At 47.9% G+C, this 25,283-nt stretch carries 26 protein-coding genes and 1 riboswitch; of the genes, 22 read left to right on the forward strand and 4 right to left on the reverse strand.

The window, feature by feature from the left end:
- Window positions 1-108: 108 nt before the first annotated feature.
- Window positions 109-2,997: a cell division protein ZapA gene (gene zapA / locus ACQSGY_RS06115; protein ID WP_427051119.1), complete on the forward strand. Its 2,889-nt coding sequence runs from the start codon at window positions 109-111 to the stop codon at window positions 2,995-2,997.
- A 99-nt stretch (window positions 2,998-3,096) separates the two neighbouring features.
- Here the strand turns inward: zapA and ACQSGY_RS06120 are convergent, their stop codons facing one another.
- Window positions 3,097-3,474 (reverse strand): cytochrome C oxidase subunit II, encoded by a 378-nt coding sequence (locus ACQSGY_RS06120; protein ID WP_289374726.1) that lies wholly within the window; start codon window positions 3,472-3,474, stop codon window positions 3,097-3,099.
- A 295-nt stretch (window positions 3,475-3,769) separates the two neighbouring features.
- On the reverse strand, window positions 3,770-4,129 hold the full coding sequence (locus tag ACQSGY_RS06125) for a phage holin family protein (protein WP_427051120.1): 360 nt from the start codon (window positions 4,127-4,129) through the stop codon (window positions 3,770-3,772).
- Between the two features lie 205 nt (window positions 4,130-4,334).
- On the opposite strand from ACQSGY_RS06125, the gene ACQSGY_RS06130 reads away from it, so the two are divergent.
- From ACQSGY_RS06130 to ACQSGY_RS06145, 4 genes are all read left to right on the forward strand, one after another.
- A complete protein-coding gene (locus tag ACQSGY_RS06130) occupies window positions 4,335-6,701 on the forward strand; it encodes an endonuclease MutS2 (RefSeq protein WP_427051121.1) in 2,367 nt (788 codons plus the stop codon).
- 114 nt (window positions 6,702-6,815) lie between these two features.
- Window positions 6,816-7,193, forward strand: a complete 378-nt coding sequence (locus ACQSGY_RS06135; protein WP_216519576.1) for a DUF350 domain-containing protein — start codon at window positions 6,816-6,818, stop codon at window positions 7,191-7,193.
- 120 nt (window positions 7,194-7,313) lie between these two features.
- Window positions 7,314-7,877 (forward strand): hypothetical protein, encoded by a 564-nt coding sequence (locus tag ACQSGY_RS06140; protein ID WP_289374718.1) that lies wholly within the window; start codon window positions 7,314-7,316, stop codon window positions 7,875-7,877.
- Window positions 7,878-8,021: 144 nt separating this feature from the next.
- Window positions 8,022-9,245 (forward strand): MFS transporter, encoded by a 1,224-nt coding sequence (locus tag ACQSGY_RS06145; RefSeq protein ID WP_289374716.1) that lies wholly within the window; start codon window positions 8,022-8,024, stop codon window positions 9,243-9,245.
- Window positions 9,246-9,373: 128 nt separating this feature from the next.
- On the opposite strand, the gene ACQSGY_RS06150 is transcribed toward ACQSGY_RS06145, so the two are convergent.
- Window positions 9,374-10,597, reverse strand: coding sequence for an NAD(P)/FAD-dependent oxidoreductase (locus ACQSGY_RS06150; protein ID WP_427051123.1), 1,224 nt, complete (start codon window positions 10,595-10,597; stop codon window positions 9,374-9,376).
- A 96-nt stretch (window positions 10,598-10,693) separates the two neighbouring features.
- On the opposite strand from ACQSGY_RS06150, the gene ACQSGY_RS06155 reads away from it, so the two are divergent.
- The 16 genes from ACQSGY_RS06155 to ACQSGY_RS06230 all read left to right on the forward strand — a co-directional run bounded on the left by ACQSGY_RS06155 (window position 10,694) and on the right by ACQSGY_RS06230 (window position 22,618).
- Entirely contained in the window at window positions 10,694-10,927 is a 234-nt protein-coding gene (locus tag ACQSGY_RS06155; protein ID WP_111272339.1) for a hypothetical protein, read from the forward strand.
- A gap of 46 nt (window positions 10,928-10,973) precedes the next feature.
- A complete protein-coding gene (locus ACQSGY_RS06160) occupies window positions 10,974-11,357 on the forward strand; it encodes a spore coat protein (RefSeq protein WP_427051125.1) in 384 nt (127 codons plus the stop codon).
- A gap of 159 nt (window positions 11,358-11,516) precedes the next feature.
- Window positions 11,517-12,017 carry an Lrp/AsnC family transcriptional regulator gene (locus ACQSGY_RS06165; RefSeq protein ID WP_110893970.1) on the forward strand — a complete coding sequence of 167 codons (501 nt, stop codon included), beginning with the start codon at window positions 11,517-11,519 and terminating at the stop codon, window positions 12,015-12,017.
- Window positions 12,018-12,030: 13 nt separating this feature from the next.
- Complete coding sequence (locus tag ACQSGY_RS06170) at window positions 12,031-13,245, forward strand: aminotransferase class I/II-fold pyridoxal phosphate-dependent enzyme (protein WP_427051127.1); 1,215 nt, start codon at window positions 12,031-12,033, stop codon at window positions 13,243-13,245.
- Window positions 13,246-13,432: 187 nt separating this feature from the next.
- Window positions 13,433-13,654: an aspartyl-phosphate phosphatase Spo0E family protein gene (locus tag ACQSGY_RS06175; protein ID WP_426334914.1), complete on the forward strand. Its 222-nt coding sequence runs from the start codon at window positions 13,433-13,435 to the stop codon at window positions 13,652-13,654.
- A 164-nt stretch (window positions 13,655-13,818) separates the two neighbouring features.
- Window positions 13,819-14,370 carry a hypothetical protein gene (locus ACQSGY_RS06180; RefSeq protein ID WP_216519412.1) on the forward strand — a complete coding sequence of 184 codons (552 nt, stop codon included), beginning with the start codon at window positions 13,819-13,821 and terminating at the stop codon, window positions 14,368-14,370.
- 37 nt (window positions 14,371-14,407) lie between these two features.
- On the forward strand, window positions 14,408-14,944 hold the full coding sequence (locus ACQSGY_RS06185) for a bifunctional adenosylcobinamide kinase/adenosylcobinamide-phosphate guanylyltransferase (RefSeq protein ID WP_427051129.1): 537 nt from the start codon (window positions 14,408-14,410) through the stop codon (window positions 14,942-14,944).
- Between the two features lie 81 nt (window positions 14,945-15,025).
- Window positions 15,026-15,601 (forward strand): cob(I)yrinic acid a,c-diamide adenosyltransferase, encoded by a 576-nt coding sequence (locus tag ACQSGY_RS06190; protein WP_111272333.1) that lies wholly within the window; start codon window positions 15,026-15,028, stop codon window positions 15,599-15,601.
- A complete protein-coding gene (locus ACQSGY_RS06195) occupies window positions 15,598-16,581 on the forward strand; it encodes an RluA family pseudouridine synthase (protein WP_427051130.1) in 984 nt (327 codons plus the stop codon). Before ACQSGY_RS06190 ends, ACQSGY_RS06195 begins: the two co-directional genes overlap by 4 nt.
- A 395-nt stretch (window positions 16,582-16,976) precedes the next feature.
- Window positions 16,977-17,102: a hypothetical protein gene (locus ACQSGY_RS06200; protein WP_301285681.1), complete on the forward strand. Its 126-nt coding sequence runs from the start codon at window positions 16,977-16,979 to the stop codon at window positions 17,100-17,102.
- Window positions 17,099-17,464: an arsenate reductase family protein gene (locus tag ACQSGY_RS06205; protein WP_427051132.1), complete on the forward strand. Its 366-nt coding sequence runs from the start codon at window positions 17,099-17,101 to the stop codon at window positions 17,462-17,464. The genes ACQSGY_RS06200 and ACQSGY_RS06205 overlap by 4 nt, the downstream gene beginning before the upstream one ends.
- A gap of 246 nt (window positions 17,465-17,710) precedes the next feature.
- Complete coding sequence (locus tag ACQSGY_RS06210) at window positions 17,711-18,604, forward strand: 5'-3' exonuclease (RefSeq protein ID WP_289374697.1); 894 nt, start codon at window positions 17,711-17,713, stop codon at window positions 18,602-18,604.
- A 23-nt stretch (window positions 18,605-18,627) separates the two neighbouring features.
- Window positions 18,628-19,719, forward strand: a complete 1,092-nt coding sequence (locus ACQSGY_RS06215; protein WP_427051133.1) for a phosphodiester glycosidase family protein — start codon at window positions 18,628-18,630, stop codon at window positions 19,717-19,719.
- A 26-nt stretch (window positions 19,720-19,745) separates the two neighbouring features.
- Window positions 19,746-20,432 (forward strand): MOSC domain-containing protein, encoded by a 687-nt coding sequence (locus tag ACQSGY_RS06220; protein ID WP_427051134.1) that lies wholly within the window; start codon window positions 19,746-19,748, stop codon window positions 20,430-20,432.
- A 122-nt stretch (window positions 20,433-20,554) separates the two neighbouring features.
- The gene (locus ACQSGY_RS06225; RefSeq protein WP_427051136.1) at window positions 20,555-21,433 is read left to right on the forward strand and encodes an ROK family protein; all 879 of its coding nucleotides are present in this window, start codon (window positions 20,555-20,557) and stop codon (window positions 21,431-21,433) included.
- 183 nt (window positions 21,434-21,616) lie between these two features.
- Window positions 21,617-22,618, forward strand: coding sequence for an HRDC domain-containing protein (locus ACQSGY_RS06230; protein WP_427051137.1), 1,002 nt, complete (start codon window positions 21,617-21,619; stop codon window positions 22,616-22,618).
- Between the two features lie 74 nt (window positions 22,619-22,692).
- On the opposite strand, the gene corA is transcribed toward ACQSGY_RS06230, so the two are convergent.
- Window positions 22,693-23,628 carry a magnesium/cobalt transporter CorA gene (corA, locus tag ACQSGY_RS06235; protein ID WP_184184091.1) on the reverse strand — a complete coding sequence of 312 codons (936 nt, stop codon included), beginning with the start codon at window positions 23,626-23,628 and terminating at the stop codon, window positions 22,693-22,695.
- Between the two features lie 459 nt (window positions 23,629-24,087).
- A riboswitch (SAM riboswitch) is annotated at window positions 24,088-24,212 on the forward strand.
- Between the two features lie 129 nt (window positions 24,213-24,341).
- On the opposite strand from corA, the gene metA reads away from it, so the two are divergent.
- Window positions 24,342-25,259 (forward strand): homoserine O-acetyltransferase MetA, encoded by a 918-nt coding sequence (gene metA / locus ACQSGY_RS06240; protein ID WP_216519429.1) that lies wholly within the window; start codon window positions 24,342-24,344, stop codon window positions 25,257-25,259.
- Window positions 25,260-25,283: the final 24 nt, after the last annotated feature.

A 25,283-nucleotide genomic window follows, 5' to 3' on the forward strand; every position in this document is an offset into this window, starting at 1 on the left:
GCAGGAATTGCTTGAAGTCACATCGAATCCTTAGCAGTAGAGGATCGATGTGACTTTTTTGTCATGACAGCTTAGAATCAACATACAGACTTGAAGGAGGGCACAACTGTGACTACACCTGATCGTACACGCGTCACCGTAGAGATTTACGGGACTTCCTATAAACTGGTTGGCAGCAGTGCCGACTATATGAAACAAGTAGCAAACCTGGTAGATGAGCGTATGAGCGCTATTTCAAAAAGTCATTCCCGTTTAGATACGCCGCGGATTGCTGTACTTGCGGCTGTACATATGGCTGAGCAGTCTCTTCAGACGGAGGAAATCCGCAATGAGCTCAAGATGCTTACGGGAGAACGTACAGAGCTTCGCAAAGAAATCAACCGGTTAAACGCTATTCAGAGTGAACATCAAAACGAATTGCAGCTGCGCGACCAGTCTCTTAATGAGGTTCGTCAGCAGAAGCAGGAAGCGGAGCAGGCTTTGCAGAAGCTGGCTTCAGAGAAGCAAGCCGAAATCTCCAGACTGACTTCGCTATTGGAGCAAGAACGCAGTCAGATGAAGCAGCAGGTTCAGAAGCTGCAGACTCAAGGTGCGGCACAGCTTAAAGAAGCGGAGGCCAAGGCTGCTGCACGTGTTAAGGAAGCAGAGGAAAAAGCGGCCAATCAGCTGAAGCAAGTGCAGGCGCAGTCTGCTGCGCAGCTTAAGGAAGCTCAGAACCGTGCGACAGCGGAGCTGCAGCAGGTGCAGGCCAAAGCTGCTGCTCAATATAAAGAGCTGCAGGACAGAAGTGCAGCTCAATTGAAGGAAGCAGAACGCCTGGCGGCGGCTGAACGGCAGAAAGTGGAGGCTCAGGCGGCACAGCTGGTGCAGGCGGCCAAGGAAGAAGCTGAAGCAGCTATTCTATCTGAACTGGAACAGGCTGAGGTTAAATTGCAGCAGGTGCAGGAGGAAGCAGCTGTTCAATATGCTGAACTGCAGGAGCAGATGAAGCATCGTCTGGAGCAAGCACAGCATGATGCCCGGAAGCAGGCAGATGCTTTGACTGCGCAGGCCAAGCAGGAGCGAGAGGTTTTACAGGCTGAAGCAGAACAGAAGCAGCGTACTGTGATGGAACAGCTTGAGGCCGAATTTAAAGCTCTTGCAGAGCAAGCTGAACTGGAATGGATGGAGAAAGAAGCATTGCTTGAAGAGCAGCTGAAAGAAGAGCAGGAGGCGGCAGCTGCCCGTGCTGCTGAGACAACAGCAGCAGCTGAGGAACGCCTTAAACAGGAACGAGGCAAGCTCATACATCAGCTTGAGGAAGAACGCAGACAGGCGAAAGCTCGTATACAACAATTGAATGAACAGCTTGAAGCAGTACGGCAGCAGCTGAAGCATGCGCAGGAAGTGGTTTCCGAGCAGGAGCAGCTGCTGCAGACGGAACGTACACAAGTACAGTCGCTGCATGAGGAGCGAGAGGCTCTCATGCAGGAGCAGGAAATTCAGGCACGCCGCATTGTGGAGCTGCAGCAGCAGCTGGAGCAGATTAAAGGCGACAGCAGCGAACTGCAAACCAAGCTGCGCGAAACAGAGCAAACGTTGAAACAGGCTCAGGAGTCCCAGCAGCAATGGCAGGAGCAATACAACGAAGCGGTGGAGCGTGAGACAGCACTTACAGCTCAACTGCGCAAGCTTCAGGAACAGCATGCCCAGCTTGAGCAGGATGCACAGCATCTGCTTGAAGCGGAAGCGAAGTCGGAGGAAGAGCAACGCAGACTGCAGAAGGTGCTTGAACAGGCTCATGCGGCTGTGCGTACATTGCAGAATGAAATTAGCGGACTCGCCGAGAGCGAGAAGTCATGGAAGGTACTTGCCGAGCAGCGCCTGGCTGAGATTGGCGATTTGGAGAATCAGATCCTTGAAGCTGCCGAGCAAAATGAAACGCTGGAATCTGGCGTGCAGTCTTTGCATGACGAGCTGACGGTTGTCAAAGAAGAAGCGCGTCTCTACAATGAGGAGGCCGTGCGATATGAGAAAGAAGCCGAGGAGCTGGGAGTTCAGCGCGAGCAATTGGTTGCGGAGCTGGACGGCACTCGTAATGAACTAGATGTCACTCGTAATGAACTGAATGAAACTCGTCATGAATTAAATGATACGCGTGAAGAATTGAATGAAACCCGTGATCGATTGAATGGGGTCCATAATGAATTAAATGGGGCTCATGGTGAACTGCAAAGCGCGCAAGAGGAATTAATCCGTCTGCAAGAGCAGTACAAACAGATCCGTAATGATTATAGTGATGCGCTGCAGCGTGAAGAGAACATTGGCTCCCGTATGAGTGAGCTTGAAGCAGAGAGACAAGGCTTGGAGGATGCGCTTGACCAAGCAAGACAGTCAGCCGAACAGCTTGCCAAACGTTATACGGAGCAGGCGAATCAACTTGCTCAGACTGAAGAGGAGGCTCTGGAATGGCAGATTAAACATGAGGATCTGTCAGCTAATCAGGCAGAGCTGTCTTCTCGCATCGAGCAACTGACGGAACGTGAAGAAGGGCTCCGAACTCAATTGGAACATACGTTACAGGCTGCCAAGCAGAACGAACAGGTATGGAAGCTTCGTGCGGAAGAATGGGCGTCTCAGGAGCAGGCATGGCAAGAACGATGGACTGCACTGGAGAGCGAGTTGACGGCGTGGCAGCGTGAAAGTGCGGTGAGTTCAGAGAAGCTGGAAGAACTGTCACAGGAGCGAGACCAGCTCTTGAAAGAGCGTACACAGCGGGAGCAACTGCAAGCTGAGGCAGACGAAGAGAAGCAGATCATGGAGAATGAACTGAGAGAAATTAGTGAACGTTATGAACTGGCGGCCAATCAGCTGCGGTTAATGCAAGTGGAGCGGGAAATGGAACAAGAGAAGGCGGAGCAGCTGAATAGGGAATATCGCCAGCTCCATGATGAATATACGAAATTACAGACGGAATATAACGAATGGATTGAATTGATTGAGCAGGATCAGACATAGCGGTTTGTTTCCGTGAAGGTTCTGATCGGCAAACTCGTGCACAATTTGTTATAATACAGGAAGAGCCCCCGTCGCTGCGGGGGCTCCTTGTATTGAATGTTATTCCTCAACAATAATTTTGGAGATCATGCTGCTGTGGCCCGAGCCGCAAAAAACGGAGCAGGACATTTCAAATTCACCAGCTTTGTCCGGGGTAATCACTTTGGAGTTTTTCTGCGTGTCCAGTTGCAGATTCAATTCTGGCACAAGTATCCCGTGATTTCCGTTCACATTTTCATACACAATTTTGACCGGAACGCCCTTTTTGATCCGGTATTCAGGTTGATCGAACTCGTAGTTGCTTGCCTTGATGACCAGTTGTTCACTGGCTGCCACTTCCGGCTCGGATGCTTGGGAGCTTGAATCGTTAGCGTTTCCGCATGCAGCAAGAACAAGGATTAACATACAGGCGGCAAGCCAAGCCATACCTTTCTTCATGATGCGCCTCCTTACAAGTAATATGGATAAAATTTGAATCATTCCTGAAGTCATCATACCGCAATTGAACAATGCCTGTACATGTCGGGTATGTCGTTTTATTGAAAATTGATGCACATGCGCACGAAGGGATCTGGCATGAGTAAGATTGTGAATAAGCGTATAGATTGTCTATAGATAGCTATAGATAGACTGTAAGCAGGCTATAAATAGGTAACAGAAAAACCTCTTCAGGCTGAAAGCCTTCAGAGGTTTAAGATGCCTTGCTAGAGCCAGGTCGGCACATGCACTGTGTTTAACTCTTGGAGCTGCGTCCGGCATCAAACGGGGTGGACACCGGAATAAAGAGATCGATAATCCCGATAACCAAAGCAGCGAGAATGGCACCGAGCAGGCTGACATGAACGTGATCAACGACATACTGGCCTAGCCAGATAACCAGTGCGCTGACGATGAAGCCGACAATTCCTCTGCCGAAGGGATTGACCCTTTTGCCAAAGATGCCTTCAACGATCCAGCCAAGCAAAGCGATAACAAGAGCAAGCATAAGCGCGCTCCAGAAACCGCCGACGGCGAAGCCGGGAACGATCCAGCTCACAACCATCAGTACAATGGCGGCAATAATAAATCGTACGACGTGGCCCAGAAAACTCATGGGGTTACCTCCTTTGTATCAGATTGGATTGACTAATTGAATTCAAATTGTGCTGCTGTGCCTTGGGATTTTGAATTGTATAGACAATCCTGACCATCGTAGTTTGCTGCTTTACAATCAAACTTATGTGTGGAAGGATTCGTTAAATAGCGCATCGCAGGTTCTTTCGTTATAATACAAATATAGTTTGGAAGGAGTTGTAAACTTGGACACGAAAATTTTACACACACTGGAATATCGCAAAATTTTAAATACATTGCTCGGCTTCGCTCAAACATCAATGGGCAAGAAAAAAGCGGAGCAGCTTGAGCCGATTAGTGAACTCGAGGAAGTAAAACGTTTGCTTCAGCAAACGGACGAAGCTTTTACCTTTGATCGGTTGAAAGGCTCACCGTCCTTTGGCGGAATTGTTGACATTACAGCTTCCGTGAAACGGGCTGAAATTGGAGGTACTCTGAACCCGCATGAGCTGCTCGGCATCTCCAATACAACACATGCGGCCAGACGTTTGAAACGTCAGATTGCAGCACTTCATGAGGATGAACCGATTGAATCGCTCTTTTATATCAGCGATCAGCTGTCTGAACAAAAGGATCTGGAGGATGCGATCCGCATCTGTATTGACGACAATGCAGAGGTTGCCGATACGGCAAGTGTGACGCTGGCACAGATTCGCCGTGAGCTGCGCGGAGGAGAAGCCCGGATTCGTGAGAAGCTGGATTCCATGATTCGCTCGTCTACCGTTTCCAAAATGCTGCAGGACCAGCTTATTACGATTCGGGGAGATCGTTTCGTCATTCCGGTTAAAGCAGAGTACCGCTCGTACTTTGGTGGTATCGTGCATGACCAGTCAGGTTCAGGAGCAACACTTTTCATTGAACCGGAGTCCATTGTGGCGATGAACAACAAATTACGCGAAACCCGGATTCGGGAAGAACGTGAAATCGAGATCATTTTGCAGAAATTGACGGCACTTGTCAGTGAGCAGGGCGAATGGTTGTTATATGATGTCGATTTGCTGGCATCCCTTGATTTTATTTTTGCCAAAGCACGCCTGGCTCGTGAACTGAAATCAACGCTTCCTCGGATGAATGATCGCGGATTCCTCAAGCTAAAAAAAGGACGGCACCCGCTTATCCCGATTGAACATGTCGTTCCGATTGATGTAGAGCTGGGTAATGACTACACTTCCATTATCGTGACGGGTCCGAATACAGGTGGTAAAACGGTAACACTGAAAACGATCGGTCTATTAAGCCTCATGGCGATGTCAGGACTGTTTGTACCCGCCGAGGATGGAAGCCAGCTCTGTGTATTTGATGCCATCTATGCCGATATTGGTGATGAGCAGAGCATCGAACAGAGTCTAAGTACATTTTCCAGCCATATGACCAACATTATTCGTATTCTGAAAAATATGACGCCGAAAAGTCTCGTCTTGCTGGACGAGCTTGGGGCAGGGACGGATCCCGCAGAAGGGTCTGCACTTGCGATCTCAATGCTGGAGCATATGCACCGGACTGGTTGCCGGATGGTTGCAACAACTCACTACAGCGAGCTGAAGGCTTATGCCTATGAGCGTAAAGGTGTCATTAATGCAAGCATGGAATTTGATATCAATACACTTAGTCCAACATATCGCCTTTTGGTCGGTGTACCTGGACGCAGTAACGCTTTTGCAATCGCGGAGCGCCTCGGATTGCCAGGATATATTCTCGATTATGCGCGTGGTGAAGTGAAGGAAGAGGATCAACGGATTGAGCATATGATCGCTTCCCTCGAGGAAAATCGACTTACCGCTGAACAAGAACGCGAGAAGGCGGAAGCCCTTCGTCAGGATATGGAGAAATTACGCAGCCGCCATCAGGCCGAGCTGGAGAAGCTGGAGCAGCAGCGTGACCGCCGGATTGAAAAGGCAGAGGAGGATGCTCGCAGCATCGTAGACAAGGCTCGTGCAGAAGCTGAGAAAATCATCGCTGATCTGCGGCAGCTTGCGATGGAAGAGGGAGCGTCTGTCAAGGAGCACAAGTTGATCGCTGCACGCAAGCAGCTGGATGAGGCTGAACCAGAGAAACGCAGAAAAACGGTCAAAAAATCAGCTGCTCCCAAAGCTCGTGCCATCGGGCCAGGGGATGAAGTGCTTGTCTACAGTCTCAACCAGAAGGGCCATGTCGTGGAGATGGCTGGCAGCAAGGATGCGGTTGTGCAGCTTGGTATTATGAAGATGAAGGTATCGCTGGATGATCTCGAATTGCAGCAAGCAGCCCCTGCTGTGAAGCAGCCGAAGCAGAAGCCGGTAACAGGCATGAAACGTACGCGAGATGACAATGTAAAAAGTGAGCTGGATCTGCGCGGTACCAACCTGGAGGAAGCGCTGATGGAGACGGATCGATTCATTGATGAAGCATTTCTTGCGAATCTTGGAATGGTCTACATTATTCACGGCAAAGGAACAGGAATTTTGCGTTCCGGTATTCAAGATTACCTGCGTAAGCATAAACATGTTAAAAGTTATCGATTGGGCAATTACGGAGAAGGCGGCAATGGTGTGACCGTCGCTGAACTGGAATAGCCAGCCGTAACATGAAAGAACACATCTGCTGTCCTGATCATTGGGACAGCAGATTCGGAAGGAGAATGAGGCGTGAAAGAAGCGATTGACGGACTGCTGTCTCATCCGCTCGGGATGGTCCTCGGTTTCTTCTCGGTAGCCATTATGGAGCTGCTTGTTTTTCTGGCATGCTTCGAGTTGGTGACCAAGTACAAATGCTGGTCGGAGATCAAAAAAGGCAACGTGGCTGTGGCAATGGCTACGGGAGGCAAAATCTTCGGGATTTGCAATGTACTCCGTTTTTGCATCCAGGCAAAATCCTCGGTATACGATGCAATGACATGGTCAGTTGTTGGCTTCGTGCTGCTGCTGGTGGCGTATTTTTTATTTGAGTTTCTGACTCCGGTATTTTCGATTGATCGGGAGATTGAAGCGGATAACCGGGCAGTCGGCTTGATATCGATGATCATTTCGGTTTCATTGTCCTTTGTTATTGGTGCAAGCATTATCTAGGGGGATCGATGATGAAAATATTGATACGGATTTTGTTTGCGGCATCACTCGTGTTTTTTGCCATCGGTGTGATTTATGTAATGAATACATGATTATTTGAAGGAGAAAGGTTGATATACGATGGAAACAACAGTATGCCCTTGGTGTCACACAGAGATCGTTTGGGATGAAGAGCTGGGCCCGGAGGAAGAGTGCCCGTATTGCCACAATGAATTGAAAGGCTACCGTACACTGAATATTAGCATTGGTGACGAAGAAAGTGATGATGCGGATGAAGCGTTCTATGATACGGACAGCGTAACAGAGCAAGAGCAGAGTTCAGACCTGACTTCGTTATGGGGCGATGAAGTCGAGCTTAAATTGCCAGAGCTTCGTACACTGAACAAATATGCAGACGAAGGCAATGATCTGATCCAGTATGAGCAGGGTGTGGAGAAGCAGCTCGATCAGCAGGAGGAAGTGCCAGAGTGTCCGAATTGCAGAGAATTTATGATTCTTGCCGGCTCACAGGCAGCCAGTCCGGATACGTTTACACCGATGGCCAATGCGGCTTCAGGAAAAGGGTCCGTATTGTCACCTCCATTTACGGTTCTGACTTATGTGTGCTCGGGATGCTTCCAGGTGCAATACAGTTTATCTGAAGATGACCGTCTTCGGTTGATCCAGAACTTGAGCGCACAGTAACGGTATAAGGCCAAGTATGGTTTGAAAGCTAATTTTATACAAATCCAAAGACTCATCATGTTTTTCTTTCACTTGGGGCAGGTTAATGCCAAGAGCCGCCTGTTCGGGTTTTGGCTGTTGGCTTCAGGTGATAAGGAGGGGCAGATGAAGATTACTTTGGGAAGACAATCCATTCTGCTTTTGGGCGTGAATGGATTGTTTGCGTTAGCGGGAGCGCTATCAGGCACATTCCTGAACGTGTTTCTCTGGAAGAGTCGGCCGGATTACGCCATGATCGGCTGGTTTACAATTAGTCAGCAATTGGCCATTGGCATCACGTTTTGGCTTGCTGGCAAGTGGGTCAAGGAGCATAACAAAATGACTGCGCTAAGGCTGGGCACGGCCTGTTCAGGAATATTTTATCTGCTTGTGTTATGGACGGGAGAGCAGGCCGTTGACTGGATATGGCCGCTAGGCTTGCTGCTCGGCTGTGCCTTGGGGCTGTTCTGGATCGCATTTAATGTGGTGTACTTTGAAGTGACCGATCGGGAGAACAGAGACCTGTTTAATGGCTGGGTCGGATTGCTGGGCTCCATGGCTGGTATTATTGGCCCGTGGTTTTCCGGTCTTATTATTTCACGTATGTCAGACAATACAGGCTACCGGTTTATTTTTACGGTGTCACTTGTCATCTATATCGTCGCGGTAATTTGCAGTTTTTTTCTGAAAAAACGAAAAGTCAGCGGCACATATCGCTGGTCAGAACCGATCAGGCAGTTATGCATTCCGAATAGCCCTTGGCGGCCGCTGGCCATGGGATTGTTCGCTCAAGGGGTCAGGGAAGGTGTCTTTGCTTTTCTAATTGCGCTGCTCGTATATTTGGCGACAACACAGGAGTATAAGCTCGGACAGTTCTCGCTGATTACCTCGGCGGTGGCGCTGGTCAGTTATTGGGTCGCAGGTAAATGGTTTAAACCGCATTACAGATATAAAGGTATGTTTGCAGGCGGCTTGCTTCTGCTGGTTGTACTGTTTCCATTGCTCTGGAAAGTGACTTATGGAACACTGCTCTTTATGGGAATTGGAAGTGCGGTAGCGATGCCTTTATATATGTTGCCGATGATCTCGGCAGGGTTCGACATGATGGGCACAAGTGGCGAAAATGTAGAGAAAAGAGTTGAACTTGTCGTTTTACGAGAGCTGTGTCTGATGTGTGGCAGACTGTTTGGTCTGACTATATTTATGATCACTGTGGTCAACTCTCCGTCTCAGCAGGTATTAATCTGGCTGATCATTGCTCTTGGTGCATTCCCGCTCATCGGGTGGGCCTTCATGCGCAAGCTGCTGCTTGAACCGTTGGCCCGGGAAGTGTCTAAAGAGCCAAAATGAACATGAACAAGAAAAGGTACGGCTTAGGGAATATCAAGTTCCGATGCCGTACCTTTTTGCGATATTTGATGCAGGGATCAAAATAAATCAGGATATTTTGTTTGTGTTCCTGATTAGCGGTAGTTGCTCTAAGCAGGGGAGGGCTTGCTGGTTCTCGTTAGAGAGAATAGCTGCATATCTTCTTCATTGGTCTTGCCGCTGATTGCATCTGCAATGAGCGTAGCAGCAATAATGCTGTACACTGTGCCATTTCCCCCGTAACCTTCAACGAAATAGGAATGAGGGTAGTCCGGATGTGTGCCAATCAGGGGCAGGCCATCATGTGTATTACCAAACACAGCGCCCCAAGCAAAATCAACTTCAAGCCCTTCAAGCGGGAAATAGGATCTGACCTCTTCAAGCAAAACATCGCCCTGATGCTTGGCACGAAGCTCGCGCAGATCTTTGTCAGGTGTTTCTTCATCCAGCCCACCCGCAATAATGCGATTGTCCGGGGTGGTACGCATGTACAGATATGGGCGTGCAGTTTCCCAAATCATGGCCTGTTCATGCCAGCTGCTCAAATCAGGCAGTGGTTTGGTTGTGATGGCGTAGGTAGATTTCAGGTAGGCTGCGCGATCCTTTTTGATCTCCTGTGTCTCGTAACCTGCAGCGTAAACCACCTGCTTGGCTCTTATTTTGCCATTAGAGGTATGACACCACACCCCTTCGTCATCATAGTCACAGTGTATCATTTCTGTTTGTTCATAGATTCGTGCCCCATGTTGACGTGCGGATTCAAATAAACCTTGAACAAAGCGATATGGATTCACTTCTGCATCGCCTTTGGTATACAGTGCGGCTGGCTTTTCAAAAGGAAAATACTTTTTAATCTGATCTGCATACCACAGCTCGGCATCAAATCCGTACTTTTGCAGGGTGTGATATTCTTCCTGGAGCAAAGCAACATCTTCTTCAGAGCTGGCAAAACAAAAGCTGGTGCGCGGGATAAACCACGGATCGGTATCCAGCTTTCCGGCAATTTCGGTGAGCTGCTTCATCGCCTCACGGCACAGCTCGTAGAAGCGCACTCCTTTATTTTCTCCAAATGTATGAATACATGAGGTTAGCGTTTTGTCATTGGTATATTGCAGCAAGCCGGTATTGGCTGAACTGCTTCCATGAGCAATTTTACGTTTATCGATAACGACGGTATTCAGTCCGCGTTCTGCTAGCAGTCTGGAAGTAAGGGCCCCTCCCATCCCTCCGCCTATGATCAGGCAGTCACAGGAAATATCGGTATCCAAGGATGGATAGTCCGCATCAGATTTGTAGGTAGAAGGCCAGTAAGGTGTGCCATAAACGAGATCCATTGCAAACGACTCCTTTGTCATCTAATTTGGTATAGTTTTGCAATTCAAGGTAACAATAAGCTCGGATAAACTTTAGATCAAGGAGGTTAGACTTACATGCAGCATTCACAAATGCAAGCACTCAGCCCAAAGGAATTGAACTATATTGCCGATTCCATCTCTAACGAGGAGATGCTGATCAAGCAATGCGCCGCTACAGCTTCCATAGCCACACATCCGGCCATCCAACAGGCTTTGAATCAATATGTTCGTTCTCACGAGCAGCACATGAACACGTTGATTCAAGCTCTGCATCAGCACCAGTCTCTTGCACCCTCCCAATCGCAATAAAGTTACAGACACCTTGCAGTACTATCAACGCATAGGAGGAAATACCATGTACAATCAAACCGGTCCATTTATGCAGGAACAGGATTTGTTAAAAACCATTCTTGCCGATTTAAGACGAACTTCACGCGAGTATACAACAGCTACGACTGAATCTTCCTGCCCCATGATTCGCAGTATGTTCAATGATCTGACCAATGATACATTGAGGCTGCAGGGTGAATTGTTCAACCTGATGCAGCAGAACAACATGTATTCGGCTTCGGCTAAAGCTCCTCGCCAGGACCTGGACAAGCAGCTTCAATCTGCACATCAGGCACAGCAGAAATGTCAGCAATTTGTACAGGAGAAGACTGTTCAAACCAGTCCTTACAGTCAAGTGCCGAATGTATCTCCGCGTCAGCCGAATTACGGTAACCCTTATTACATGTAACCTGTAGATACCGGGTTTGAAGCACATATTGTGAGGCACCATACCACCGCTTGCCTGAATTGAGGGCAGGCGGTCTTTTGTCTATGCATCGACGTTAAATTCATGTAATATAAGTATTAATTCATTTTCAGGAACATGGATGACGCTGGAGGGAAAACGATGAAGGAATTGAACGATCTGCAGCTTAAGGTGCTGGATCTGCTGAAGGAAGACGCGAGAAGGACTCCCGCACTGCTTTCTACGCTGCTGGGGGAGTCGGAAGATAAGATTAAAGCTGCTGTAGCTCAGCTTGAACAAGACCACGTCATCGTAAAATATGCAACGGTTGTAAACTGGAGCAAAATTGATGATGAGAAAGTAACCGCTCTGATCGAGGTGCAAATTACACCGGAGCGCGGACGTGGCTTCGAGGGTATTGCTGAACGTATCTATCTGTACCCGCAAGTGAAATCTGTATATCTCATGTCAGGTGCGTATGATCTGCTCGTTGAAGTAGAGGGTGGCAACCTGCGTGAAGTCGCTAATTTTGTGTCGGAGAAGCTGTCTCCGATTGATTCGGTTCTTTCAACCAAGACGAATTTTATTCTTAAAAAATATAAGCAGGACGGGATTATTTTTGAAGACCATCAGGAAGACAACCGTCTCATGATCTCGCCGTAAAGGAAGATGTGTCATGATAGTGAATGAACAGACAACCGGGAATAACAAAACAAAAACAATGTCCTCATATCTGGCTCCGCTGGTTAAACAGATCCCTCCATCCGGTATCCGCAAGTTTTTTGATCTGGTGGGTGATAACAAGGATATCATCACGCTGGGGGTAGGGGAGCCGGATTTTGTAACACCATGGCATATGCGCGAAGCATGTGTATATTCACTCGAAAGAGGCATGACCAGTTATACTTCGAATGCAGGTATGCCCAAGCTGCGCGAGGCTCTCAGTCAATATCTGGAGACACAGTTTGATACCAAATATGATCCAAAAGATGAGATTATTGTTACCGTAGGCGGTAGCGAAGCTATTGATCTGGCTCTGCGTGCACTGATTGTTCCAGGCGATGAAATTCTGATTCCTGAACCGTCTTATGTCGCATATTCGCCAATTGCATCCATCGGTGGAGGTATCCCGGTCGGGGTGGAAACTTACGCAAAGGACCAATTCAAGGTAACTGCGGAAGCGTTGGAAGCCAGCATTACACCGAAATCCAAGGTCGTTATTTTATGTTATCCAAGCAATCCTACAGGAGCAATCATGACGTATGAGGACTGGCTGCCGATTGCAGAAGTAATCAAAAAACATGATCTGATCGTCATTGCTGACGAAATTTACGCTGAATTGACGTATAATCAAAAACATGTCAGCTTCGCTTCTATTCCTGACATGAAGGATCGCACCATTCTCGTCAGCGGTTTCTCCAAAGCATTTGCGATGACAGGCTGGCGGATTGGCTATATGTGCGGTCATCCCGAACTGATTGCAGCCATGCTCAAAATTCACCAGTACACCGTGATGTGTGCGCCGGCTATGGGTCAGGTAGCTGCCTTGGAGGCTTTGACCAACGGTCTTGGTGAGAAGGATCGCATGGTGGAATCCTACAATCAGCGCAGACGTTTAATTGTGCAGGGGTTCCGTGATATCGGACTTGATTGCCATGAACCGCAAGGGGCATTTTACGCTTTTCCAAGCATCCAGAAGACAGGGATCAGCTCCGATCTATTTGCTGAACGCTTGCTGACGGAGAACAAGGTGGCCGCAGTACCGGGGAACGTATTCGGACCGCAAGGTGAAGGGTTTTTACGCTGCTCTTATGCCACTTCAGTGTCCCAATTGAATGAAGCGCTGGAACGCATCGGAAATTTTGTTTACAAGGTCCAAAAAGAGGGTTAATGAGAGTAAGAAGTACAGAACAAATCAGGTAGTTGGAACTTTTCCAAAAAAATACTTTCTTTTACAAAATATTATGATATAATTTCAATTTGAAATAAGATTTCATATATTTGGAAAACTATTTTTCAAGGAGGGGTTAGCTTTGTTTTGTGTTGAATATGATTTACCGACGAATCGTGGACACGTTCTGGCAGAAGGCGATCATGGCGACCGATGGTCGGTGAACCCTGATCACGCATCCATGCCTAACGTTTCCTTGGAAGATGAGATTCGTATGCTCCGAAGCAAGATGGAACAGATTTTCATGGAAGAGAAGTCTTTTACATCTGATGTTGTTATTGAGATTAGCAGTCTTCTGGATTTGAAGATTAATGAATACATGAAGGCAAATCCGATCAAACCGAAATAAATTTTCGGGTGGGACGAATATGCCGATATATCACGTCGCAGAAGGAGATCCGAGAGGGTCTCTTTTTGCTGTGCAGCATGTTATTACGGTGGAGCAGTACTGTTATTTTTTTGCGTGGAACAATTGTGATATATTGGACATAGGAGACTAAAGGGGGAGCTGGAATGAAGAGATTTTGGGGACTAATGGCAATGGTTTCACTTATTTTCTTATTAGCCGGATGCGGGGGCAAGGATGGATTTACGGTGTTTATCATCGATAACCAGGGCAATCCATCGGGCATTTCTGAGCAGCTGCAGGAAAATCTGCAGAAAAAGCTCGGGGAAGAGCCTAAAGTGGAGATCATTACGAGTGCTATGTACGATGTACAAAAAATATTGGTTGAATATGCAGCAGGCAGCCACGACATCTTTATTTTGCCTGAGAATGATATGAAGCAGTATGGTCAGAATGGCTCGAATGTTCCGCTGGACGATACCTTTGATGCCAAGAAATACGAGCGTGGTGTGTTTGAAGGGTCTGTACTGGTCGAAAAAGGGAAGGGCGATGATGGCTCCGACATGAAAAAGGAAACCCATCTGTACGGCATCCCGCTGGAAGACATGCAAATGTTTAAAGATGTGAACTATGCACCAAGCAATTTATTCGCTACAATTCCATTGTCGGCGGCTAACATTGAAGAGTCGAAAAAAGTGCTGAAGGCACTAACAGAATAAGATTTAAATCAGAGCAGATGTGGAAGGGGGGAGCGGATTGTTAATTACGGTCACAGGCGGCATAGGCAGTGGAAAAACGCGCTTTGCGCTGAAATACGCAGCCCAAATCAGCCGGGAAGGTGTCTATCTATCCACTGGTGATCATGATCCCGTTATTCCCGAATTGCCATCCGCTCACTATCGTGCGATTCAGGCAGGAAACGGGTTGAGGCTTGCTGAGCTTGTGACACAGATTAATCGGGAGTCCAATCTGTTTCTGGCGGATCAGCGCATCGTTATCATAGATAGTTTGACGTCCTGGATGGCGGCTGGCTTCAGAGCAGCAGAAGACCTTGATCAACAACGATTGGAAACGCAGCATTTGCTTGAAGCTTTGCTGTCCTATCAGGGCAAGATTCTGGTAATCACTAATGAGATGCATGGCAGCTTGTATCCATCAGAGGAAGAACGTATTTTTGCCGCAAGAATGGCCTCGGTTAACCGGATTCTGCAGACACATGCAGAGCAGATGTATATGCTGGTTTCCGGTCTTGTTATTGATCTGAAGGCTCAACAAGTAAGGTATGAAGATTAGGGAAGATGAAAGCAGCATGTTCGGCTAGAGAAGCGCCAGCATGTGTGTGTATCACTCAAATTGACAATTGGAGGGGTTATGATGGGGATCTATACGAGAACCGGTGATGAAGGCCAAACGTCGGTCATCGGCGGCAGGGTTATCAAGGATGATGACCGGGTAGAGGCTTACGGTACGATTGATGAATTAAATTGTTTTGTGGGTCAAGCGATTAGTTTGATCGATGCGGCGAATGGGGATTTCGAGGACCTGCGGGAGCATCTGCTGGAAGTGCAGCAGGAGCTGTTTGACTGCGGATCGGACCTGGCATTTGTACGTATTAGTGAAACAAAATACAAAGTACGGGATGAGATGGTTACACGTCTGGAACAGTGGATTGACCAATATGATGCCGAGAACCCTAAAGTGGAGCGTTTTATTATCCCGGGTGGAAGTCAGCTCTCATCTGCACTGCATGTGTGCCGTACCGTATGCCGCCGTGCAGAGCGCCGTACTGTTACGCTGGGACAGCACACGGATATTAATCCGTCGGTAAGACGGTATTTGAATCGTTTGTCGGATTATTTCTTTGTTGTGGCACGGACAGCCAATGCGAGACAACAAGTTGCTGATATTGAATATGTGCGGAGCAAAAAAGTATTCCGCCGCAAAGAATGAGCCAGTATTACGCGCCGATTACTTACAGGGTACCCGAAGTGGAGGACGGCTGGCTGCTGAAGACCGTGCTTCAGAAGCGGCTGCAGGTATCGCGCAAGCTTTTGTCCAAAATCAAATTAACAGAGCAGGGTGTCATGCTCAATGGGGAACGGGTATACATCAGTGTCAAGGTGAGTGCAGGTGATCTGGTGGAGGTGCGGATGGAGCAGGAGGAATCGGATGATATTTTGCCTGAGGATATTCCATTCAACGTGCTGTATGAAGATGACCATCTGCTGATTGTAAACAAGGATGCGGGCATTATTGTGCATCCAACGCATGGACATTACACAGGTACGCTGGCGAATGGTGTGGTGCATTATTGGCGGAAAAAAGGCGAAAAAGTCCGCTTTCGGCCGATTCACCGACTGGATCAGGAAACATCCGGCGTGCTGGCGATTGCCAAAAATCCTTATGTGCACCAGCATGTGTCGGAGCAAATGATTGCAGGCATGGTGGATAAAAAATATATTGCACTGGTTCATGGTAGTCCTGTTCCTGAGCAGGGAGCAGTTGATGGTCCGATCGACCGTGATCCCGAAGAGCCACATCGCCGTATCGTTACTCCTGACGGGTATGCCGCGAGAACGCTGTACACAACGTTGACGCGCTGGGCAGACGGTACAGCCAGTGCGGTAAGTCTCAAGCTGGAAAGTGGTCGGACACATCAGATCCGGGTACATATGACATCCATCGGCTGTCCATTGATCGGTGATCGCATGTATAAAACACTGCCCGCGCATCAAGTAGATGAGCAGACGATGCTTGTTCGGGAAGAGCGGGATACATGGATCGAGCGTCAGGCACTGCATGCCTGTGAGCTGACGTTTGAGCATCCGATATCTCGGAAACGAATGACGTTTCAGGCGCCATTGCCGTCAGATATGGCCGAACTGGAGAAACGTTTAGATGCCGAAGCATGCCCGCGAGAAAATCTGTAAGATGCTTTCCGTTCAGGTAGCGAAGCCCTGAACAACACGCCGCAGGCTAAAGGACTTTAAAGCATCTAAGGTTTTAGCCTTTGGAGTAAAGGGAGCGAAGCCCTGAATGACACGCCGCAGGCTAAAGGACTTTAAAGCATCTAAGGTTTTAGCCTTTGGAGTACAGGGAGCGAAGCCCTGAACCACACGCCGTAGGCTAAAGGGACTTTAAAGCATCTAAGATTTTAGCCTTTACAGTGCAGGAAGCAAAGCGCCTGAACCACACGCCGCAGGCTAAAGGGACTTTAAAGCATCTAAGGTTGTTCTGACTCTAAGCAATAGAGTCTTCAACATGCCCATGTCAGGCAGTGTTGATTTGAAAAAGTAAAGGCAGAATGAAGGGCGATGAGCCCTTATTGGCCCAAAAAAAAGTTGCAGGGCGAGGGTATCGGGATGGAGCGACTTTTGGATTTGCGGAGCAAACCAAGGGAAGCGAGAGGCCGAAACCCGAGCCTACCGAGCGGATGGGGGACACACAATGACCAACTTAAAAGTTTATCAATATAACAAATGTGGCACATGCCGCAAAGCGGTAAAATGGCTTGAAGCCAAAGGACATGAGACGGAGCTGATTCCTATTTTTGATACACCGCCATCACAGGATGAGTTAACCAAACTGATCCAGCAGAGCGGACTGGAAGTGAAAAAGTTTTTTAACACCAGTGGTGAAGTATATAAGGAGCAGCAGCTGAAGGACAAGCTGCCAGGTATGTCCGAGGAGGAGCAGATCAGTTTGCTCGCTTCCAACGGCCGCCTGATCAAACGCCCTATCGTAACCGATGGTGAGCGAGTGACGGTTGGCTTCAAGGAAGAGACGTTTGAGCAGGAATGGAATAACGCATAAATCCATATTTTGATCACCATATGTGCAAATTGCACGATCCATGAGTAAAAACCTGATTAGCCTTGAATTATTCAATTTTCAGGGCTTTTTTGGTTGAATCCGAGCAGGTGTAACTATGCTATAATGAGGGTTGGCGTAACCCTGCCAAGATGATAGAATTAGTTTCGATATTTTATACATGCTATTGGAGCTGGACATTGAATGTATGTGTTCAGCTTGCATAGATCAAGGAGAGAGTAAATTCAAGTGAATCAACGTAATGAACCTACTTTGTTACTGGTAGACGGTATGGCAGTGTTGTTCCGTGCGTACTATGCAACAGCTGCAAGCGGATATATCAGACGCACAAAGGCAGGGCTTCCAACCAACGCAGTCTATGGTTTTATCCGTTATTTCTGGGATGCAGTTCAGACCTTTGGACCAAGCCATGTGATCTGCTGCTGGGATATGGGAGGCAAGACGTTTCGCGGTGAAGAGTATGCGGCGTACAAAGGGAATCGGGCCGAAGCACCGGATGATCTTATTCCACAGTTTGCTTTGATTAAGGAAGTGATGGACAGCCTGAACATTCCGAATATCGGAGCTGCGGGATATGAGGCTGACGATTGTATTGGCACGCTCGCCAAGCATTACACTGAAGAGACCGATCTGAATGTGATGGTGCTTACCGGTGACCATGATATGTTACAGCTGATTAATGACCGGACGAGTATTATTATTATGAAAAAAGGTCACGGCAACTACATGGTGTACAATCCGGAAACGCTGATGGCCGAGAAACAGCTAACCCCGCGTCAGGTTATTGACATGAAGGGTTTGATGGGGGATGCCAGCGACAATTATCCCGGTGTACGAGGCATTGGTGAGAAGACGGCTTTGAAGCTGGTACAAGAGTACGGATCGATCGAAGGCATTTTAAACAATCTGGATCAACTAACCCCTTCAGTACGCAAAAAAATCGAGAGTGATCTCGATATGCTTCATCTGTCCCGCAAACTGGCAGAGATTCATTGTGCTGTTCCGGTGGCCTGTACGCTGGAAGGCTGTGAATTACGTCTGGACCCTGATACGGTGATGGACAAGTTTGAACAACTTGAGATGAAGAGCCTTGGCTCTTGGATGGGAGTGGCAATTGGATGACGAGCAGCAGGAGAATGAACAGAATGAGTAAAAAGTGGTGGACCGGGGCGTTGGCCCTCGTCCTGGCTTTGCCCGTATTGCTTTCGGGGGCCGTAAGTGCACCGCAGACAGCGGAGGCCAAAGCCGCGATTAGTTCGAAAGTACAGAAAGTAAACGCAGCAGGACGCAGCTTTAGTGTGCAGACCGTAAGTATTCCCAAAGGTACACCCGTTACAGTAGGACTTGCCAAGAAGCAGGTGGGCCAGACAGCAACGTTGCCATCCATCGTGAAGGCATATGGCGCACAAGCCGCAATCAACGGAGCTTTTTTTGAAGCCTATCAAGGAGCACCAGACCCATACGGCATGTTAATAGCAAATGGAAAAGTTATACATATAGGAAGATATGGCACTTCAATCGGATTTAAAGCAGATGGTTCAGCAATTATGGATTCACTTCAAGTAAGCTTGACCGGAAAGGTTACGGATACGAACGGAAAATCACGCAGCTGGTACGCAACGTTTATTAATCGCACGCCTTCAGCAACTTCAAGCATCAGCATTTTGTATACGCCAGAGCGCGGTGCAAACGTTGGTTTTAAAGGAGGCACCGCAGTGATTATGGAGAAAGGGGTAGTTACCAAAAAAGTACCAAACTCCAATGTTGCTATTCCAAAGAACGGTTCTGTGCTTGTATTTACAGGCAATGAGAAATCCATGTCGGATCGTTTCACTGTAGGTTCCACCGTAGAGATGAATTACAGATACACTAACTCAGCCGGGCAGGATATTCCCTGGCAGGAGGTCGTTACGGCGGTTGGGGCTGGTCCACGTCTGGTCAAGGACGGCAAAATTGCTGTAAATCCGGCAAGTGAAGGCTTCAAAGACCCTAAAATTCTGAATGCATCTGGGGCGAGAAGTGGAATCGCAATTATGGCAGATGGTTCAGTAATGCTGGCTACCGTTTCCGGTGCTACAATGAAAGAATGGGCAGCAGTGATGCAGAAGCTGGGGGCCAAGCAGGCTATGAATCTCGATGGCGGTGCATCCTCAGGTTTGTATGCCAGCGGCAAGATGCTGACGTCTCCAGGTCGGCTGCTAAGTAACACATTGGTATTTGGCGGTTCTGTCCGATAAAAATCAGTACAGGAGGTATGATGCAAATGACACCTATATCCGATCTGACAACAGAAAAGGACAACACATCGGTTCTGGCCATTAATGTGGGACAGCCCAGACCGTTACCCGGTCAGAAAAATGAGGTGCTGAGCGGCATCATGAAACATCCTGTCTCCACCCCTGTGTTCCTGTCATTCACGGGAATGACAGGGGATGCTCAGGCGGACCTTGTTCATCACGGGGGTCCGGATAAGGCAGTTTGTGTATACGATTACAGCCATTATGCTGCACTTGAACAGCTGATGAATCGCAAGCTGGACTGGGGAGCTTTTGGAGAGAATCTTACCGTCACAGGCTGTACTGAAGAAGAGGTGCGCATTGGGGATATATTCGAATTAGGCGATGCCCAGGTGCAGGTTAGTCAGCCAAGGCAGCCGTGTTTCAAGCTGGGAGCAAGGTATGACTACAAGGAGCTGCCCGTTTATTTTCAGGAAAGTGGACATACAGGCTTTTATTTTCGAGTACTGCAGGAAGGGCAGGTTGCTCCGGCATCCCGTTTCAGAAAAATACACACGGATCAGAGCTCGATGACAATCCTTGATGCGAATCGAATCATGCATCAGGGAAAGCAAAATGTGGAGGGGATTCAGATATTGTTAGCCATTCCGGCACTTTCGGACAGCTGGAGACAGACACTGCTCAAGCGACTGAACAAGCTGGTGAGTGACTGAGATGCAAGTCTACAAGTCTGTATGTCTGCATCTGCAAATTGAACTTGTACCCACGAGCCATTCAATCCTCAAACTCAAAGCAGCAGCGTGCTAATTTAAACCAACCTGGGAGTGAAGCAAACATGACAGTTTTAGGTGCAATTGAAGCAGGCGGAACCAAATTTGTATGCGGCATTGGTACGGAGCAAGGAGAGGTATTAGAGCGAGTAAGCTTTCCTACAACCACGCCGGAGGAGACGATGGCGCAGGTCATTGCTTTTTTTGAAGGCAAAGGCATTGAAGCACTGGGTGTAGGTTCGTTTGGTCCGATTGATCCGATTGAAGGAAGTCCAACGTATGGTTATATCACGACTACGCCTAAGCCGCACTGGGGGCAGTACAACATTATTGGCAAACTCAAGGAACATTTTGATGTGCCTATGACGTTTGATACGGATGTAAACGGTGCTGCTCTGGGGGAAGCGACCTGGGGAGCTGCTCAGGGTCTTGATAGCTGTCTGTATATAACTGTAGGTACAGGTATTGGTGCGGGAGCTGTGGTTGGCGGGAAAATGGTTCATGGATTGTCTCATCCCGAAATGGGGCATATCATTGTACGCAGACATCCGGAGGATTCTTACGAGGGCTTTTGTCCTTATCATGGAGATTGCCTTGAAGGTCTGGCAGCAGGTCCGGCCATTAACAAGCGTTGGGGGCAGCCCGCCTATGAGCTGTCGTCAGATCACAAAGCGTGGGAGATTGAGGCGCATTATCTTGCACACGCATTGATGAATTATGTGCTGATTCTGTCACCACAGAAAATCGTGATGGGCGGCGGTGTTATGAAGCAGGAGCATTTGTTCCCGATGGTGCGAAGCAAACTGCAGGAACTGCTCGCGGGATATGTACAGCATCCATCTCTTCATGCGGGGATTGATCAGTATGTTGTGCCCCCAGGTCTGGGAGATAATGCAGGATTATGCGGTTCACTGGCTTTGGCAAAATTGGCCTTGTCCAGATAGATAATATAGGGATTGACGAATTTTACCATTATGGTTATGATAAGTGCAACAGTATAGAACGGTTAATGAGGAAGCACCTCTCTTGCGGCATTTTCGCAGGAGGGGTGTTTTTTTGTGCTGTCCGGAGACAGCCGATGCTTTGTTAATCGAACATGCTGCAACGTTATAAGGAGGGGAATACACATGGAAGTCATTTTCATGAACAAGTTATCCAGAACATCAGATCAGCATGAGGACATAGCCCAGCTATGGATCGGGGAGGAGGAGAACACGTGGCATCTGGGCTGGAGCAGGTATGAGGCAGGGGATCGCGAGGATACGATCTGGTATGAGGGCACCTCATGGGAGGAATTGCTGCATATTTACCGCCATCAGCTTGCGATGCAGATGAGCGAGGGGTATCGACCATTGCTGCATGGATTGTATCATGAGAACGAAGAGATGAAACCTCGCAGTTATGCGGGGCAGCGGCTGCATTGCTTTAGCGAGCTGTATGGGAATGAGCAATTATATGATGATCTGTGTGCATGGCGGCGGCAGAAGGCTGCAAGTGACCGTAAAGCTCCTTACTTTGTAGCAACCAATCGACTGCTCCGGCTGATCAGCGCTTTTGTACCCCATACGATGGATGAACTCATGCAGCTACCTGGTGTTGGAGAGAGCAAAGCATCGGATTACGGGCTGGAATGGCTGGAAATGACAAGCGGGATTGAGCGTTCCAGATCGTTCCCGCTGGATTGGGTGTATACCGTACTGAAGGAGGAAGAGTACGAAAGCTGGTTGTACAAGCAAAAGGAACAGAAATACAAGCAGGAGCTGGATAAATTTCTCACGCGCAAACATGTGCTGCAGGGGATGAAGGATGGTCAGACTTTGGAGGAGATTGTAATTCGTTCGGGCTTATCCCGCCGTGAGTTAATTGAACTGCTGGAGACGCTGGATCTGGAAGGCTACGATACGGACTCTCTGCTTGATGTAGAGCTGGCTGTGATGCCTGAGGCTGAACAGGAGGCGGTCTGGAGTGCATATGAGGAATTGGGCGATACGTTTCTGAAGCCTGTCTTACATAAAGTTTATGGAGGAGAGCGCCCGGAAACAGGTAGCCTTGAACAGGTATATGAACGATTGCGTATGATTCGCATCCGTTTCCGCAGGCATGTGGAAACGGAACGTAATGTTGGTTAGCTCGGTAGTGCTCAGGAAAAACAGATACCAAAAAGACGAAGTCGTTCCCGCAGAGGGGCGCTTCGTCTTCCATTTCAAATCCAGTCTTTTTTGCGAAAAATAAAGAACATCGTCAGGCCGAGTGTAATCATGAGGCCAATGACGGCGTAATAACCATATCTCCAGTGCAGCTCAGGCATGTTATCAAAGTTCATTCCGTATATTCCGGTAATCACGGTCAGCGGCATGAAGACCGTTGTAATGGCCGTAAACACGCGCATGATCTCATTCGCCCGGTTTGCGATACTGGATTGATAGGCTTCTCGCAAGTTGCCCATCAGGTCGCGGTACGTTTCGAACGTTTCCGAAATTTTCACGGCATTCTCATAAATGTCACTGAAGTATTTTTGCAGCTGATCATCAATCAGACGCAGGTCTTTTTTGTTCAGGGTATTGATAACCTCTTTCTGAGGCCCCAGCACCTTTTTCAACCACAATATTTCACTTCGCAAACCGATAATTTCATTCAGATGTGATTTCTTGGTATGCATCAGAATGTCTTCTTCCAGCTTCTCGATGCGAGCTTCAATTCGGTCACCAACGGTGAAATAATTGTCTACAATCAAGTCAACCAGCAAATAGAGAAAGCGATCGGGACTGTTGATCTCCTGTTCCCACAGGATCGGCTTCAGCATCCGTAATTCACTGACCTTCTGTTTCGTTACACTGATAATGAAATGTCTGCCGAGAAACAGATTGACTGCCCGCAGAAAAATCTCTTCATCATCAAAGCGAATGCTGTTGATCACGATAAAATAATGATTTTCATAAATTTCAATCTTTGGACGCTGCTCCTCATCACTCAAGCAGTCCTCCACAGCCAGATCATGCATGGAGAACAGAGGCTGCAGCACAGCCAGATCATCCACGTCTGCATCGATCCAGTAAAAACCTTCAGCCGGTGGAGTCAGCGCTTGCTGGATATCATCCACCGGAATAAATACACCGTTATTAACCAACCGGATTTTCATGTAATCTACTCCTTCTGCACCCGCCATCGTGGCGGATTTCATCATTAATATGGGCGCAAAAGAACAGATCAGCCGGTCGGCAGCGAAGCCCGATGTACAGGTCTCCGCTTGTTTACGTTCAATCTATAATCAAACGGAAAAAACGGCCCGCTGCCGATGCTGATGTCCATTCTCTATGCAGTTGTTCGGAAATCGACTGCCAATTGGGCCTCGGGTCGCCATCCATTTAATATGTCACCTCTCACATAAGGGCTTATAAACACTTGTCTAGTATACCGCTGGTCCAGAGTGCTTTCAAGCGCAAAATGTGTCTATTTCGCGCTCTGAGGCAGTGTATGATTACGGAGTAGAATCGGTTCCGAATTCGGTATCAGAAACACCTAACTGCATCTTGACGTGAGGGCCTGAATGTTTTAAAGTAAAAGTTAATAAATTTGAATTATAATTGAATACAGCGAAATCTTATCAAGAGTAGGTGGAGGGACTAGCCCGATGAAACCCGGCAACCGGCGATATACCGCACGGTGCTAATTCTTGCAGCGACCAAGCATCCTCGTGGTGCTGTTGTAACTGAGAGATGAGAGAGGCGCATATCTGTTTACATATGACCTTTCTCGGAATCCGAGAGAGGTCTTTGTTGTATGCCCCAACTTCTCAGCAGTGATTTTCGCGGCAAATGTGATCTATGACGACCAAGGAGGAATCAACTCACCATGCCAATTAAAATTCCGGACACACTACCAGCTAAAGAAGTGCTTGAAGGGGAGAATATCTTTGTCATGGACGAAACGTCCGCATACAAGCAGGATATTCGTCCGCTGCGCATTGCTATTCTGAATCTGATGCCTACCAAAGAGACCACCGAAACACAATTGCTGCGTCTGGTGGGGAACACCCCCATTCAGGTGGATGTGGTGCTTGTGCATCCCAAATCTCATACCTCCAAAAATACGTCTCAGGAATATCTGGACATGTTCTACAAAACATTCGATGAGATTCAGCACCGCCGTTTCGACGGGATGATTATTACAGGTGCGCCGGTGGAGCAAATGGATTTTGAGGACGTTAATTATTGGAAGGAGATTCAGGAAATTTTTGAATGGACCAAAACCAATGTAACGTCGACCATGCATATCTGTTGGGCATCCCAGGCTGGTTTATACCACCATTTTGATGTACCCAAAGTTCCGCTGGATGAAAAATGTTTTGGAGTATTCCCGCATACGATCAACAAACCCCATGTTCCACTGCTCCGGGGATTTGATGAGGTGTTTAATGTGCCTCACTCTCGCCATACAGACGTAAGACGTGAGGATATCGAAAAAAACGACAGGCTTGAAATTTTAGCCGAGTCCGAGGAAGCAGGCGTATTTCTGGTAGCCACCAAGGATGGTAAGCAAATTTTTGCTACAGGACATGCCGAGTACGATCCGTTTTCTTTAAAATGGGAGTATGACCGTGATGTAGCCAAAGGATTGGATATCGCACTGCCTAAGCATTATTATCCGAACGATGATCCATCCCAACTCCCTCCGGCTACCTGGCGTGCACATGCCAACTTATTATTCTCTAACTGGCTCAATTACTATGTGTATCAGGAAACACCTTACGATATTGGTCCGCAAATCTAATCGTGATTACAGGAGGATGCAGTA

It is taken from the genome of Paenibacillus sp. TC-CSREp1 (genome assembly GCF_050171015.1).
Classification (GTDB): Bacteria; Bacillota; Bacilli; order Paenibacillales; family Paenibacillaceae; genus Paenibacillus; species Paenibacillus silvae.